The organism is Pseudanabaena minima str. Chao 2107 (genome assembly GCF_051131155.1).
GTDB lineage: Bacteria > Cyanobacteriota > Cyanobacteriia > Pseudanabaenales > Pseudanabaenaceae > Pseudanabaena > Pseudanabaena minima.
Genome location: NZ_CP159508.1, coordinates 3893779 through 3908778 on the forward strand (window position 1 = coordinate 3893779; position 15000 = coordinate 3908778).

10 protein-coding genes are annotated in these 15000 nt (G+C 42.4%); 9 read left to right on the forward strand and 1 reads right to left on the reverse strand.

What is annotated here, in order from left to right:
• The first annotated feature begins 29 nt into the window (after nt 1–29).
• From ABM313_RS17800 to ABM313_RS17840, 9 genes are all read left to right on the forward strand, one after another.
• Entirely contained in the window at nt 30–917 is an 888-nt protein-coding gene (locus ABM313_RS17800; protein ID WP_434684495.1) for an ion channel, read from the forward strand.
• A 344-nt stretch (nt 918–1261) separates the two neighbouring features.
• The gene (locus tag ABM313_RS17805) at nt 1262–2269 is read left to right on the forward strand and encodes an ABC transporter substrate-binding protein (RefSeq protein WP_434684496.1); all 1008 of its coding nucleotides are present in this window, start codon (nt 1262–1264) and stop codon (nt 2267–2269) included.
• 46 nt (nt 2270–2315) lie between these two features.
• The gene (locus ABM313_RS17810; RefSeq protein ID WP_434684497.1) at nt 2316–4259 is read left to right on the forward strand and encodes a sensor histidine kinase; all 1944 of its coding nucleotides are present in this window, start codon (nt 2316–2318) and stop codon (nt 4257–4259) included.
• Nucleotides 4252–4704 (forward strand): response regulator, encoded by a 453-nt coding sequence (locus tag ABM313_RS17815; protein ID WP_434684498.1) that lies wholly within the window; start codon nt 4252–4254, stop codon nt 4702–4704. Before ABM313_RS17810 ends, ABM313_RS17815 begins: the two co-directional genes overlap by 8 nt.
• A gap of 318 nt (nt 4705–5022) precedes the next feature.
• Nucleotides 5023–6147 (forward strand): ATP-binding protein, encoded by a 1125-nt coding sequence (locus tag ABM313_RS17820; RefSeq protein WP_434684499.1) that lies wholly within the window; start codon nt 5023–5025, stop codon nt 6145–6147.
• Nucleotides 6144–6566, forward strand: a complete 423-nt coding sequence (locus ABM313_RS17825; protein WP_434684500.1) for a response regulator — start codon at nt 6144–6146, stop codon at nt 6564–6566. The genes ABM313_RS17820 and ABM313_RS17825 overlap by 4 nt, the downstream gene beginning before the upstream one ends.
• Nucleotides 6567–6614: 48 nt before the next feature.
• Complete coding sequence (locus ABM313_RS17830) at nt 6615–8606, forward strand: response regulator (RefSeq protein WP_434684501.1); 1992 nt, start codon at nt 6615–6617, stop codon at nt 8604–8606.
• A 584-nt stretch (nt 8607–9190) separates the two neighbouring features.
• Complete coding sequence (locus ABM313_RS17835) at nt 9191–10642, forward strand: DEAD/DEAH box helicase (RefSeq protein WP_434684502.1); 1452 nt, start codon at nt 9191–9193, stop codon at nt 10640–10642.
• Nucleotides 10643–10963: 321 nt separating this feature from the next.
• Complete coding sequence (locus tag ABM313_RS17840) at nt 10964–13207, forward strand: PAS domain S-box protein (RefSeq protein ID WP_434684503.1); 2244 nt, start codon at nt 10964–10966, stop codon at nt 13205–13207.
• Between the two features lie 223 nt (nt 13208–13430).
• On the opposite strand, the gene ABM313_RS17845 is transcribed toward ABM313_RS17840, so the two are convergent.
• Nucleotides 13431–14912 carry a DUF1565 domain-containing protein gene (locus ABM313_RS17845; protein WP_434684504.1) on the reverse strand — a complete coding sequence of 494 codons (1482 nt, stop codon included), beginning with the start codon at nt 14910–14912 and terminating at the stop codon, nt 13431–13433.
• Nucleotides 14913–15000 lie beyond the last annotated feature (88 nt).

Genomic DNA, 15000 nt, shown 5'->3' on the forward strand with positions numbered 1-15000 from the left:
TATGTTGGTAAGTTTTTTGGTAATTTAGTATGGGAATCAAACATAAGATCCATCGTTCTGTAATCAAGCTGGAGCAGCGTGATGGAGTTCTTCAAGTTGTTGGTGGAAATTCTTGGTATTCTTATGTTCGCGATCCATATCACCTATTGTTAACAATTCCTTGGATCGGATTTTTTGCGATTGTGATGGGCTTCGACATATTTCTCAATGCTGTTTTTGCAATTCTCTATTTACTCGATCCGAATGCGATCGCAGGTGTAAAAGAAGTAGGATTTTTGGAGGCTTTTTTCTTTAGTGTGCAAACACTAGCTTCCATTGGCTATGGAGTAATGAATCCTCAAACACTATATGCCAACCTGATCGTCACCTTAGAATCAATTACTAGTTTAATGTTATTTGCGGTGATCACAGGCATAGCCTACACTAGATTTGCCAAATCTGCTTCCCGTGTGATGTTCAGTCGTGTAGCAACGATTCACAATTACAATGGCACTCCCACACTAATGTTTCGCACTGCTAATGAGAGGAAAAACAATATTCTCGAAGCGAAATTGAGTGTTTATTTAATGATTGATGAAGTAACTGCGGAAGGTCAAATGATGAGAAGGTTGCATGAGTTGAAACTAGCTCGCAATCATTCTCCAGTCTTTTTACTATCATGGACAGTGATGCATACGATCAATGAGAGTAGTCCGCTGTATGGATTGTCAATGGAAACAATGGAAAGATTACATGCTCAGATTCTTGTATCTCTTACTGGTGTTGATGAAACGATCGAAGGTACGCTCCATGCTCGACACATGTATGCATCTCGAAATATCCTATTCGATCGCCGTTTTGTGGATGTAATTTACATGGGAAATGATGGGCATCGCTATCTTGATTACACGCACTTTCATGAAACAGTTGCAATTTAATAATATTATTCTTTTTAATTCTAACTGATGTTACGTGGAAGGATTTCTTGCGATGGCGTAAGTCTAGGGCTGGCACGGGGGCACAGCCCCTACAAGATCTGAAATTTACAGGTAGGGGTAATCCCCCCGTGGTTGCCCTGTTATGCTAGCAGCAAGAGGTTCATTATCTGAGTCCCACGTAACATCAGTTTCTAATATCAATTCACGAAAGTGTGACAACTTTTTCGTGAATCAAAAAACAAATCCAGTAAGACTTTTTAAAATAAGGAATAGCACAGCCATTTCTTATTTTGGTATAAATCTCTAGTAAAAGCCATTTCTAGCAGCAAAGGATGTTAGCGCTTATGAATTCTGCACGAAAGACGTTTGGCTTGATCGCTTTAACTGTGATTACCTTACTCTCGGCACTCTTGATCAAAAGTTGTACTTTAGGCGGAGAGGTTGCCCTAAAGCCATTTAAAGTAGGCATGAATAGTTGGCCGGGTTATGCGATCGCCCTTTATGCGAAGGAAGCAGGACTATTTAAAAAGCGAGGTTTAGATGTGGAATTTGTGCGCTTTACCAACCAACAGGATAATATTCGAGCTACGATGCGTGGAGCACAGGATGCTAGCTTTGTCCCTCTGTGGGAAGTCATGCAAGTTGATCCTGCGGGAGACAAACCTGTAGTAATGATGGTAGTTGATATTTCGGCTGGCTCCGATGGGATCGTCGCAGGCTCAGCTATCCAAACGACTAAAGCTCTGAGGGGGCAGAAAGTAAGTACTAAACTCGGCACAGTTACACATTTAATTTTGCTAGAGGCTCTCAAGTCCAACCAATTGAAACCCTCCGACGTAGAAATTGTCGATGCCTCCAATGATCGTGGGGCTGAACTCTTAAAGAAAGGTGAAGTTAGTGCGGCGGTAATGTGGGAACCATTGTTGAGTAATACCGCCAAAGCCATCAGTGGAAAAGTTATTCACACTACAGCCGATGTGGATAGTATTGTGATTGATACCTTGGCTTCGCGTTCCAGTATTGTCAATTCTAAGCAAGACGAATTAGTCAGCTTTATTGAGACTTGGTTTGATACGATTCAGGCAGTTGAGACTAAACCACAAGAGGTATTTACCTCCGTTGCGAAACAGACTAAGCAGACTGTCGAAGCCTTTACTGAAGACTATAAAGGCTTAAAGAAAGGTGACATTGCCATGAATAATCGGATGTTTACGGGTGGACGGTTACAGGAAGCATCGAAATTAACCCGCGAACTTTTGCGTGAAGATCCTCGGCATGGACGTGTCATTCGAGACGATGTGGAAATTAATGCTGTACCGCTTAATAAGGCGATCGCAAATTGGAAAGCATGACAAAATCACACTTCATCAATAAAAACTTGTAGCAATAAAGAAAGTCGTGAAAAAGCAGTTACCAATTTCTAAACGAAATCTAGCGCAAAAGTTGTTAATAGGGTTTGGTTTATCCTTAGTCACAATTGGACTAGGGACATTATGGGTAACTTACGCTTCCATCCGACAAGACTTAGAACGGCAAGTACAACAACGAGCTGAATCAATTACGCGCGGTTTAGAATTTGCGACGGAAGGATTGATTGAAGTTAGAGATACGGTTTTGCTAGGACGCATTGTCCAAAACTATGCCACTTTGCCAACCGTAGTGGAAGTTTCAATTGTCGATCCTGATGGGATGGCGATCGCCCATAGTCAAAATCTAGAAACGGGTAAACGTTATGCAGATATACGACCTTCTTTAACCATGGAGGTCAATCGAGCCTCGCTGATGGGGGAAGTAGCTCATTTCCGCACCTTCTTAAATGGCAAATCTGTAGTAATCGAGATTTTACCTTTTAGTAGTTTGCTATTTGGAAAAGTGGGAAAACGGGGTGTGGCGATCGCGATCATGGATCTTGAGAAAATGGAACAAGAAACATGGCGTAGTTTTCTATCTTCTACGCTAACGATGGCAATAGGCACAGGCATAATTTTACTTTTCCTTGGTTGGCTGATCCAGCAATTAGTACTTCGCCCTCTAGCCAATCTCAATCAAGCAATCACTCAAAGCACCCAAACCGAAGACTTTGTACTACCTGCTTTGCCCAATGATGAAATTGGCTTTTTAGGCAATAACTTTGCGGCGGTATTTGAGCAATTAAGAGCTTACAAACAAATGGAGCTAGAGATTGTAGAGATAGAACTCCGTGAAAAGAGTCGATATCTAGATGCAGTACTACTCAATTTACAGGATATGAAATATGCTCTTGATCGCAGTGCCATTGTGGCAATTACTGATATTAGAGGCGAAATCACCTATGTAAATGATAAATTTTGTGAGGCTTCTAAATATAGCCGTGAAGAATTGATTGGACAGAATCATAGCCTCCTCAATTCTGGACATCACTCTCCAGAATTTTTTGCGGAGATGTGGGCGGCGATCGCTAGTGGTCAAAATTGGCGATCCGATATTCGCAACCGCACCAAGGACGGTGTTCTTTTTTGGGTTGATACAACCATCGTCCCCTTACTCAATTTACAGGGTATTCCCTATCAGTTCTTGGCAATTAGCCAAGACATTAGCGAGCGCAAACGAACCGAACAGGAAATGCGGTTATTGACGGAGAGATTAGAAATAAATAACCGTGAATTACAAGACTTTGCCTATGTAGCATCCCATGACTTGCAGGAGCCTCTCCGCAAAATTCAAGCTTTTGGCGATCGCCTCAAAACCACCAACGGAGATGTGATCAATGAAAAAGGAAAAGATTACCTAGCCCGAATGCTCAATGCTGCTAGTCGAGCGCAAGTGTTGATCAATGATTTATTAACATTTTCACGGGTAACAACCAAAGCTAAAGATTTTGCCTCCATTAATCTGAATGAAATATTAGAGGGTGTGCTTTCTGATCTAGAGGTACAGATTGAGCGGACTGCGGCAACTGTTGAGTTTGATCCTCTACCCAAGATCGAAGCTGACCCCAGTCAAATGCGGCAATTGCTCCAAAACCTGATTACCAATGCGATCAAGTTCCGTAAAGAAGATGTGGCTCCGATCGTCCAGATTCGTGTTAACCCAATTCACCAAGATAACAGGGATGCTTATGAGATTCGGGTTATCGATAATGGGATCGGACTTGAACAAAAATATAGCGATCGCATTTTTCAAATGTTTCAACGCCTCCACGGACGCAATGCCTATGAAGGTACAGGAATTGGTCTAGCGATTTGCCGAAAAATCGTGGAACGTCATGGTGGTATGATCGCAGTCAAGAGCCAAATCGACCAAGGCGCTACCTTTATTCTTACCCTACCCCTCAAACAAGCCACAATAGAAGATTATGACTAAAAAAGGAAAAGCAGTCACGATTTTGGTTGCTGAAGATGACGAAGATGATCGAATGCTGATGCAGGATGCATTAGAAGAAAATCGTCTCGCCAACGATCTCCACTTTGTTGGTGATGGGGAAGAATTGATGGATTATTTACAGCATCGCGGACAGTATAGTGATCCCAAAACGGCTCCTCGCCCCAGTTTAATTTTATTAGATTTAAATATGCCTCGCAAAGATGGACGGGAAGCCCTAAAAGAAATCAAAACCGATCCCGCGCTCAGACAAATTCCCGTAGTAGTGCTGACCACATCTAAAGCCGAAGAGGATATCCTGCGAACCTACGATCTTGGTGTTAGTTCCTTTATTGCCAAACCTGTAATCTTTGAGTCAATGGTACAAATTATTAAAGCTCTGGGTAAATATTGGTTTGAAATTGTGGAACTACCCGAAAAAAACTAGCGATAGCTCAAGATGTAGTGCTTTGGGCTGCACCTTTTCTTAACTAATGCTACGTGGGAGTCTCTAAGACCCTCACTCCTAGCCCCTCTCCCGCAGGAGAGGGGAAAAAGAAATTAGTCTTACTCCACCTCTCCTGCGGGAGAGGTGGCTGGGGGGTGAGGGTTCCGCGTAACATCAGTTACTTAATTTACGAAAGAGTGGCAACACTTTTGCGAATTAAAAACCAAACCCAGTAAGGGTTTTAAAAACACAAAATGGCTACGCCATTTTGTGTTTTGGTACAATTCGATAATCATCAACAATCATGGCGCGAGAATCATGGCACGAGAAAAGTGCAAAGTTTTACTAGTAGATGATGATGAAGATGACTACATTGTTACTCGTGACTTTTTGAGCGAGGCTGAGCAATTTGATTTTCAGCTTGACTGGGTGGACAATTTTCAAGCAGGGCTACAAGAAATTGCCAAGAATCAGCATGATGTCTATCTGCTTGATTATCGGCTTGGCAAAGAGAATGGTCTGGATTTACTACAAGCTGCGGTCAAAAATGGTTGTGCTAAGCCAATTGTGCTGCTCACAGGACTTGGCGACCACGAAATTGACCAACAAGCGATGAAAAGTGGCGCATCAGACTATCTTGAGAAAGGACTGATGCTCAGTACGATTTTATTGGAACGGGCTATTCTTCATGCAATTGACCGCAAACAGTTTGAAAATCGCCAACTAGAACTAATGTCCGAACTTGCTATCGCCAATCAGGAACTTAAAGACTTTGCCTACATTGTCTCCCACGATCTTAAAGCTCCTTTGCGGGGTATTGCTTCAATTGCCAACTGGTTAGAGCAAGACTATGGCGATCGCATCGATCCCGATGGACATGAGATGTTGCAACTGTTAGGCGGACAAGTACGGCGAATGAGCAACCTTATCGATGGGATCTTGCGATATTCTCGTGTGGGTAGACTTAAAGAAGAGAAAAGTGCAGTAAATCTTCAGGTTTTGCTTACAGAAGTGATTGATATGATTGCACTTCCGTCAGGTATTGAGATCGTGATCGAAACTGATTTGCCCACATTATTTGTAGGAAATACACAAATGCAACAGGTATTTCAGAACTTATTGAGTAATGCCGTGAAGTATATGGGTAAACCAGAAGGGAAAATTCGACTTGGTCACACCGACCAAAATAGATACTGGCAATTTTATGTCAGTGATACTGGGATCGGGATTGAGGCAAGGTATTTTGATAAGATTTTTCAGATTTTTCAAACATTGGCAAAGCAAGAACCAAATGAAAATACAGGCGTGGGATTAGCGATCGTCAAAAAAATCGTCGAAATCTACGGTGGTAAAATTTGGATCACTTCGGAAGTTGGTCAAGGTAGCACATTCTTCTTTACCATACCCAAATCAGTTGAGATCATTGAGGACAAAAAACAATGAGAAGTTGCGATCCAATTTTGTTAGTAGAAGATGATCTCATTGATATCATGACCATCAAAAGAGGGTTGAAAGAAATTCACGCTTATAACCCGCTTCATGTTAGTAATGATGGTGAAGATGCCTTAGCTTTTTTACGTGATCCTCAAAAGCCTGATCCTGCACTCATTTTTCTCGACCTGAATATGCCTCGTATGAATGGGTTGGAATTTCTGAACGTCATCAAAAATGACCCCCACTGGCGGATTATTCCTGTCGTTATCTTTACAACTTCGCAAGAAGCACAAGATCGTCTAGCTAGTTTTGAGTTAGGGGTTGCGGGATATATTGTCAAACCATTAAGCTATCCAGACTTTGTGGAGCAACTGAAAGTAATATATCAATACTGGTGCTTGAGCGAATCTCCTTACACAATTTCGTAAGTTTACTGTCTGGATATCTTATGTATCAATCATTAGGATCAGTCTAAAATGGCTCTCATTAATCCCACTGACTCACTACACCCACAAGTAATCAGAGTTCTTCTTGTAGAAGATGATCGGATTGATTATCTCGCCTTTGTTCGATTCATTAAGCAAGGAGACCTGCCCTATGACTATGCTTTAGCCCAGTCTCTGGCTGAAGCAAAAGCTATTTTAGCATCTCAATCGTTTGATATTGCGATCCTAGACTACTTATTGGGTGATGGGACATCGCTTGAACTATTTGATATTCTCAAATCTCAAAATTGTCCATTTATCATTGCCACAGGCACGGGGGATGAAGAAACTGCGGCGAGATTAATGAACGAAGGTGCGTATGATTATCTGATTAAAGATCCCGATCTGAAATATCTCAAAATTTTACCAGCCACTGTATCCAAAGTTCTTGCCCGCAAGCAATCAGAGGAACAGATCCGCATCCTCAACCATGCCATGCAGAGTGCAAAAGATAGCATTTATATCACTGACTTAGAAGGAAAACTACTATATATTAACGACTCTCTCAAACAAATTTGTAACCTTGATGGCAAAGACCTCATAGGACTACCCATAGAGATTTTGGGACAACCACACCTACAACCATGCGTAAGCGATCCATGTATGGGCAAGAATTGTGCGATCGAGTCAGAGATATCAATGCGAAGGTTAAATGGAAGTCTATTTCCTGCCTTACTATCGGAATCTTTTATTCAAGATGGAGAGAAACGAATTAGGGTGGGCTTGATTCGGGATATTACCGATCGCAAAGCTGCTGAGGTCGCTTTAGCGCAAGCTAAAGAAGAAGCAGAATTGGCTAATAGAGCTAAGAGCGAATTCCTTGCCAATATGAGTCATGAAATTCGCACACCCATGAATGGGGTACTGGGAATGACTCAGTTGCTTGCCATGACTGAACTAACTGAGGAGCAACAAGACTTATTACAAACAATTCAATTTAGCAATGAGTCTCTTTTGACATTAATTAATGACATTCTCGACTTTTCTAAAATTGAAGCGGGAATGCTGGAGTTAGAGGAACAATCATTTGTCCTAGAAGACAATTTAAAATCTGTATGCAATCTCCTCAATGCACAGGCTCAAAGCAAAGAGATAAAACTCAGCTATCAGATCAGCACAGAAGTTCCTCAGATTTTGATGGGAGACAATTCTCGCCTTCGCCAAATCTTGCTCAATCTTGTTGGTAATGCGATCAAATTCACCCAGCAAGGCAGCGTTACGATCACGGTTAAGAGTCGAGTAATTTCTGATGATGTTGAACAGAAAAAGTGCGAATTGCTTTTAGCGATCGCTGATACAGGTATTGGCATTGAGCGCGATCGCTTAGCCAAATTATTTCAACCTTTCACCCAAGCCGATGCTTCGATTAGTCGCAAATATGGCGGTACTGGGCTGGGGCTAGCCATTTGTAAGCGATTGGTTGAGATTATGGAAGGAAAGATTTGGGTGGAGAGTCTGGGAAATATTGGGGGAAATCCTCCTTTAAACTGGATTCCGCCTAGAAGTTTCAATTCTAAGAAAGGTTCAGTTTTCTATTTCACAGTCTTAATGAAGGAATCAGAAAAACTACCACCAGATTCTCCCTACCTTAATGCAAAATTAGCGATCGCTACTGCCGAGAAATCATCTTTACAGATCTTGGTTGCTGAAGATAATCCAGTAAATCAAAAATTGGCGATCTTTATGTTCAAAAAGCTTGGTTGTAATGTAGACATAGCCAACAATGGAGTAGAAGTCTTAGATAAGCTAAATCACAAGGTCTATGATGTGATTTTTATGGATATGCAAATGCCTGAGATGGATGGAATTGAGGCGACTCAAAGAATTCGCCTTAATTGCGACCCTCAACCTTGGATTATTGCTATGACGGCTCACGCCGTAGGTGAGGCTCGGGAAACTTGCTTACAGGCTGGAATGAATGACTACATCAGTAAACCAATTCGGATTGAAGAGCTTACAACAGTGCTACTCAGAGCAAAATAACTTTCTCCAAGCATATCGAAGAGAGTCGGTGCTTTACGCCTACCCTCTTATGCCAAATTAAGAAATGGCGTAGCCATTTCTTAATTTAACGTCAGTTCGACGAAAGCGAAAAATGGTAAGAATCGCTAAGCGATTCTTACCATTTTTCGCCATTTGCGGCGTGCTTCGCATGCCGCAAATGGCAATATCGAACTCATGTTAATTTATAGCTATAGCCACCTGTATCAGGACAAATCAAAAACCAAATACTGTGAGGCGGCGCAAAGCCCCGCTATTCTCTTCTTGAGTTTTGCTTCTGTCCTGACACAATCGACGAAAGCTATACAACAATAAATCGCGAACCTCTGCTAAGATGTAAGCCTACAGTGTTTGCTCCCAGTCATTGATACTGTTGACACGTTATACAATTCTGTCTCTGATCCGTCTGACACCAATTTCAAAAAATGGTAACTCCACTTTTTGAAGCTTTAAAATCCCTCTGGGTAAGGTTTTAGATTCTTAGGAATGTCACAAAACTCTAAGAATTGGTACGACTACAAATGGCAACGCTAACAGCGACAGACCGATAAAAAATTTGGAGTTCTATGTCTTCTTCCTCAATTACATTGCCTGTAAAGAAATCTTCTCTAATTCATAAATCTTCTATACCGATCGCCTCAGCACAGGGTTTCTTAGCATTAGGTTTGTCTGAGCAAATTGTTCGTGCGGTCGCAGCTCGTGGTTATACCAATCCCACGCCAATTCAGTTGCAAGCGATCCCCGTCGTCCTCTCAGGTCGCGATCTATTAGCAGGCGCTCAAACTGGTACGGGCAAAACCGCAGGATTCACCCTGCCCATTTTGCATTTACTATCTAACAAAGTTGTCAAGCGATCGGCGACGGGGAAAATTCCGATCCGCGCCCTGATCCTCACCCCCACCCGTGAACTCGCCGCCCAAGTTGAAGAAAGCGTGCAGACCTATGGCAAACATCTGCCTTTAACCTCAATGGTGATCTATGGCGGTGTAAATATTAACCCCCAAATCAATCGCCTTAGAGGTGGTGTCGAAATCTTGGTGGCAACCCCCGGACGCTTGCTCGATCATGTGCAGCAGGGTCGATTAGATTTGTCGCAAGTGGAAATTTTGGTGTTAGATGAAGCCGATCGCATGTTGGATATGGGCTTTATTCGCGATATCAAGCGAATTTTGGCACTATTACCCAAACAACGCCAAAATCTCCTATTTTCAGCAACTTTCTCCAATGAGATTAAAGCTTTTGCCAGTACTTTACTCAATCAACCCGTGATGGTGGAAGTGGCAAGCCAAAATGCTACTGCTGATTTAGTTACGCAAAGGGTATTTCCTGTAGATCGCGATCGCAAGCGGGAATTGCTCACCCATTTAATCAAGACTCATAATTGGTATCAGGTATTGGTGTTTACCCGTACTAAACATGGAGCCGATCGCCTAGTTAAGCAACTGCATCAAGACGATATTGTGGCGATGGCAATTCATGGCAATAAGAGTCAAGCCGCCCGTACTCGCGCCCTTGGCAAATTCAAAGATGGTAGTTTACAAGTCTTAGTTGCCACAGATATCGCGGCACGCGGCTTAGATATTAGTGAACTGCCCCACGTGGTTAACTACGAGTTGCCAAATGTGCCAGAAGACTATGTCCATCGGATCGGACGTACAGGACGCGCTGGCTCTGCGGGTGAAGCTATTTCACTCGTATGTGTGGATGAGCGCAAGTTTCTGTCAGATATCGAGAAACTGATCAAGCGATCGCTACCTCAAGAAATCATTACTGGTTTCGAGCCTGATCCCCTTGCTAAGCCTGAACCAATCCAAGTTGGACAGCGACAAAAGCATCAGCCTCGACGGGGTGGACATAGCGATCGTAATCCAATTGCAAAACTATCGAATTCGTCAGGTGCTAGCAAATCTCCTGCTAAGCCACAACCAAGAAGTCAATCAGGCAAAAGTAACTCTCAATCTGTGGCTCACCCCGTAAGATCTGAACATGGAGACTCCCACCACAACCGTAATCGGTAGTTATATCACTGATGTTGCGTGGAATGCTGAGAATGGGGCTTGGAGACCAAGCCCCTACTACCAATATGTAGGGATTTGGTCTCCAAATCCTCTTTTAAGATGATTGAGAAACAGTATGGAGATCTTTGTGCTACGTAACATCAGTTCTAGCAAAAGCACAAAATGGCTACGCCATTTTGTGCTTTTGGGTATTGCTATTTTGGGCATGGCTATTTATAGATGTCTTCCATGACAAAAGCGAAAGAGGGATGCTTTGCGCCCCCCTTTCGCTTTCGTTGTTATATTATATAAGTCTTAGCAAGACTAAAACATGGATGCTTTATGGGAATGCGCCTTTGTCTCGAATTGATCGCAACCTCGATTCAGCAACTGCATCAGCTAGAGCATATTGCAGTATCACCCGTATCATCTTCTGAGGAAATCGAGACGAGAAGTCTCAATCTAGAAGATGCTGTTAATATTTTGCAGGCTAGCTTAACAGAACTCGAAGTTTGTCAGCGATCGCTTGCAGGAGAACTAGATAAATATCGCGAACTATTTGATTTTGCCCCCGATGGCTATTTTGTCACTGATGCTAATGGTGACATCTCTGAAGCCAATCGAGCCGCTACATTGATGTTTGGTTCACAGCCAATTGGTCAAAACTTAGAAAACTTTGTCTATCCCTCCTATAAAGAGCAATTTCAAATACTATTAGGTCAACTCCAACGCGGTCAAAATATCAAGAGTTTGGACTTTCGGATGCAGTTTCCTACAGGACAACCATTTGATGCTAGTTTTACAATTATTAGTATTCGCACGCCCTTAGATGGGCGAGTAACCGGGATGCGTTGGTGGATTCAAGACATTACCCAGCGCAAACAAGAAATTGATAAATTGCAGCAGTCTCATCAGCGCTTAGAAATTCGCGTTGCTGAAATGAATGCTAAACTCAACCTGATGGATCGCCAAATTCGGGTGGAGAGAGAAGAACAACGTCGGATTTCTCGAAACCTTACCCGTAACGAAGCAAAACTACGGGCGATGATGCAGTATTCCTCAGATATAGTGAATATTCTCGATATTGATACTACGATTCACTACTGTAGTCCCGCACTATTTAAGACCTTAGGCTATTTGCCTGAAGATGTGATTGGCAAAAAATTTGTGCAGTTTATCCATCCCGATGACTTACCAATTTTTCAGAATTTTCTGACTCAATCTGTTGATACTTTATCTGTATCAACACCAATTGTGATGCGCTATCAACATATTAATGGTGATTGGATTCATTTAGAATCTGTTTGCTGTAATCTGTTGCAAGATGCTAATGTCCAAGGTTTAGTGATCAATTCCCGTGACATTACAGAACGTAAGCGCACAGAAACAGCATTACATGACAGCGAACTCAGATTAGCAGCGATCGCGTCAAGTATGCCAGCTACCCTCTATCGTCTGGCAATCTCACCTGAAGGGAAAATTTCCATTCCATTTATCAGTGATGGATTAATCGATCTAGTCGGTATCTCACCAAGATATGCGATTTCTTCTCCATACCAATTATTAGATCTGATCCATCCTGAGGATGTTGATCAATTCAAAGCTCTGATCAAGGCTGGATTTGACAAACTTGCTACTTTTCGTCATGAATTTCGAGTGATTGCGATTTCTGGAGAAGTTAGGTGGGTTCAGAATATTGCTCGCTACTATCGTACGGATTCAGGTTCAGTGTTTGCTGATGGAGTATGTATTGATATTAGCGAACGCGGAGAAGCGGAATCTAGTCTCCAACGCACCAATGAACTATTACGCGCCGTGATTAAGGCTGTTCCTGTGGCGATCGATATTGTGAGTCCTGAAGGCAAAGTTTTGTTGTGGAACGCTGCTGCTGAAAAACTATTTGCTTGGAATAGTTCTGCTATTGTTGGTTATCCTGTACCGAGTATTCCTGAGTCTCAAGCATTGAAGTTACAAGCTGCCATTCTTGATACGCTTTCAGGGAAACCCCTTGATGACTTCCCTATGACTTTTCAACTTCGTGATGGCAGTTGGACGAATGTGAGTATCTCAACAGTTCTCGTTCACGATCCTCACGGCAAAATTGTGGGCGTATTACGAATTATTGATGAAGTAGGGGATCGCTTTTCTATTAGCTCAGATTATAGTCAGACAATTGAGCTTGAGCAAGTCCAGAACTCATCACTGCTCCGTTCTGGTACAGAGGCGATCGCTAATTATGTAACCATCAATGCCAATACACTACTGAATCAATACAAAATTGGTCAACGTAATTTTGCAGGCTTAAATTTACGCGGTGCTTATTTTGTTGAAGCTAATTTGCAGCAAGTAGATTTTAGTGGAGCTGCTCTAAATGGTAGTAATTGTAGCCATGCAAATTTCCAAGCAGCAAATTTACGTGGCGCAGATCTAAGAGGGGCAAACTTCCAATATGCAGATTTACAGCATGTAGATTTACGTGGTGCAGATTTACGGGGTACGGACTTAAGGGATGCAAATACAACAGGCGCAATCCTTGACGAGAGTAATTTGCAAGGTGCTATTTTATCAAGTGATTTGCATCAATAGTAAGGATTGTAGGGGTTTTCCAATGAGTGCGTACTCATTGGAAAACCAGTCTTATAGCTGACTTTATAGCTGTCGCCATGCTTGTTAGGACATAAAAACCAAATAGTGTGAGGCGGCGCAAAGCAGCGCCTCACACTATTTGGTTTTTGATTTATCCTGATATAGGTGACTATAGCTATATCAACGAAAAAAACAAGTGACTTAATTAAGTCACTTGTTTTTTTTAGCGAAAGGGAATAATTTCTGCTTTTAAGCCAGATTGGGCAAGTTTCTGCACTAGTTGATTTGCCGTAGCACTCTCACTATAGGCTCCTACTTGCATCATAGTTCTCCCACTACGAGATAACCGAAATGCATCGGGAACAACCGTTTTTACCCGTTGGGTTATAGCAATGGAAGTCGCAGGCACAACTACCCGATATTGAAAAGGCTTGCCTGTGGTGGGATCAACTGACGCTGGAGGTAAAGCGGCAACTCTAGGAGGAATTGCAGGAGTACTATAGTCACGCTCAATGATGATCGTTGTTGGTGCATTATTATTCGTACTAGGATTAGTGGAAATCACTGCACTTGGTAATGCTTGACTAGCACTAGGTGGCTTGGCTGGTACAAATACTGTAGTTGTTGAGGGACTAGGACTAGACTGAATCGGAATAGCAGTTCCTGTACTTGTAGGTGATGCGGGAATTGTAGGAAGTGGCGCAGGAGTAATAGAAGCAACGGGATTAGCCGTAACTGGAGAACTAGATGCTCTCAAATCCAACAATCCTTTAACTTTCGATTGATTAATTTGATTGCCTACAGCTGTTAAAGGAATAGTCGTAGCATTGTTAATATCAAATTCACGATTGTTTCGGAAAGTGTTATTTCCCAATGAAATCGTTGTGCCAAGGTCAGGACGAGGAGAGCCATTAGCACTACTGAGAACCACTAGACCATTGCGTTGATTATCGGCGATCGCATTCCCTCGCAATGTTGGCTGAGCAGTATTAGAAATGATAACTCCATCCACATTGCGAGAAATATTATTATTTGCCAATACAACCCGAGATTGTTGCCCAATCGATAGTCCAAAGCCTGTATTCTCAAACCTGTTATCACGAATTTCCCCTGTGCTTGTGCCAAGAGCCGAAATGCCACTGCCTTTATTGTTTGTAAATAGATTATTGCCAATGTAAGCATTAGCACTGCCTGTGAGGAAGATACCATCATGGGTACTACGCACAAAGCTATTATTGGCAATAACCACATTGCGGCTGGACTCCAACCATAGTCCATACCCCCGTGGATTGCTATTGGTGATAGTAACACCTTCAATGCGAGAGTTAGTTGCGGCGGCGATCGCAATATTTTGACTGGCAAAGGTGGGACTAACAAAGCGACCACCACCGCTGATGATTACATTACTTCCATTTGCACTAGGATTACCACGTAGAATTGCCCCTTTAGGAAGACGGATTGGAAAACTTTCGCCAGTGGCGGTGCTATATGTACCATTACTTAATTGAAAGATCGTTCCTTCTTGAGGGTTAGCTGCGATCGCCGCAGTAATAGATCGATAAGACTGGGTATCAGAACTTTGTGGAGAAACGTAAACAATCTTTTGCTGAGCAGTTTGAGCTAAAGCAATAGAAGGTAGAGCGAGTGATGCGAGAAAACCTATATTAACTATATTAATAAGACGAGGACAGGGAAACTTATTCATATTGAGACACCAACAAGATATCTAGCAAACATGTCTAACTAGACTAGCAGTAAGTTGCTTTTGTTTCATACAAAAAAAGGAGGTGCGA

Bases quoted from the DNA above. Each gene is read 5' to 3' on its own strand.
- ABM313_RS17800 (WP_434684495.1), top strand. From the start codon at position 30: ATGGGAATCAAACATAAGATCCATCGTTCTGTAATCAAGCTGGAGCAG.
- ABM313_RS17805 (WP_434684496.1), top strand. From the start codon at position 1,262: ATGAATTCTGCACGAAAGACGTTTGGCTTGATCGCTTTAACTGTGATT.
- ABM313_RS17815 (WP_434684498.1), top strand. From the start codon at position 4,252: ATGACTAAAAAAGGAAAAGCAGTCACGATTTTGGTTGCTGAAGATGAC.
- ABM313_RS17820 (WP_434684499.1), top strand. From the start codon at position 5,023: ATGGCACGAGAAAAGTGCAAAGTTTTACTAGTAGATGATGATGAAGAT.
- ABM313_RS17825 (WP_434684500.1), top strand. From the start codon at position 6,144: ATGAGAAGTTGCGATCCAATTTTGTTAGTAGAAGATGATCTCATTGAT.
- ABM313_RS17830 (WP_434684501.1), top strand. From the start codon at position 6,615: ATGGCTCTCATTAATCCCACTGACTCACTACACCCACAAGTAATCAGA.
- ABM313_RS17835 (WP_434684502.1), top strand. From the start codon at position 9,191: ATGTCTTCTTCCTCAATTACATTGCCTGTAAAGAAATCTTCTCTAATT.
- ABM313_RS17840 (WP_434684503.1), top strand. From the start codon at position 10,964: ATGGGAATGCGCCTTTGTCTCGAATTGATCGCAACCTCGATTCAGCAA.
- ABM313_RS17845 (WP_434684504.1), bottom strand. From the start codon at position 14,912: ATGAATAAGTTTCCCTGTCCTCGTCTTATTAATATAGTTAATATAGGT.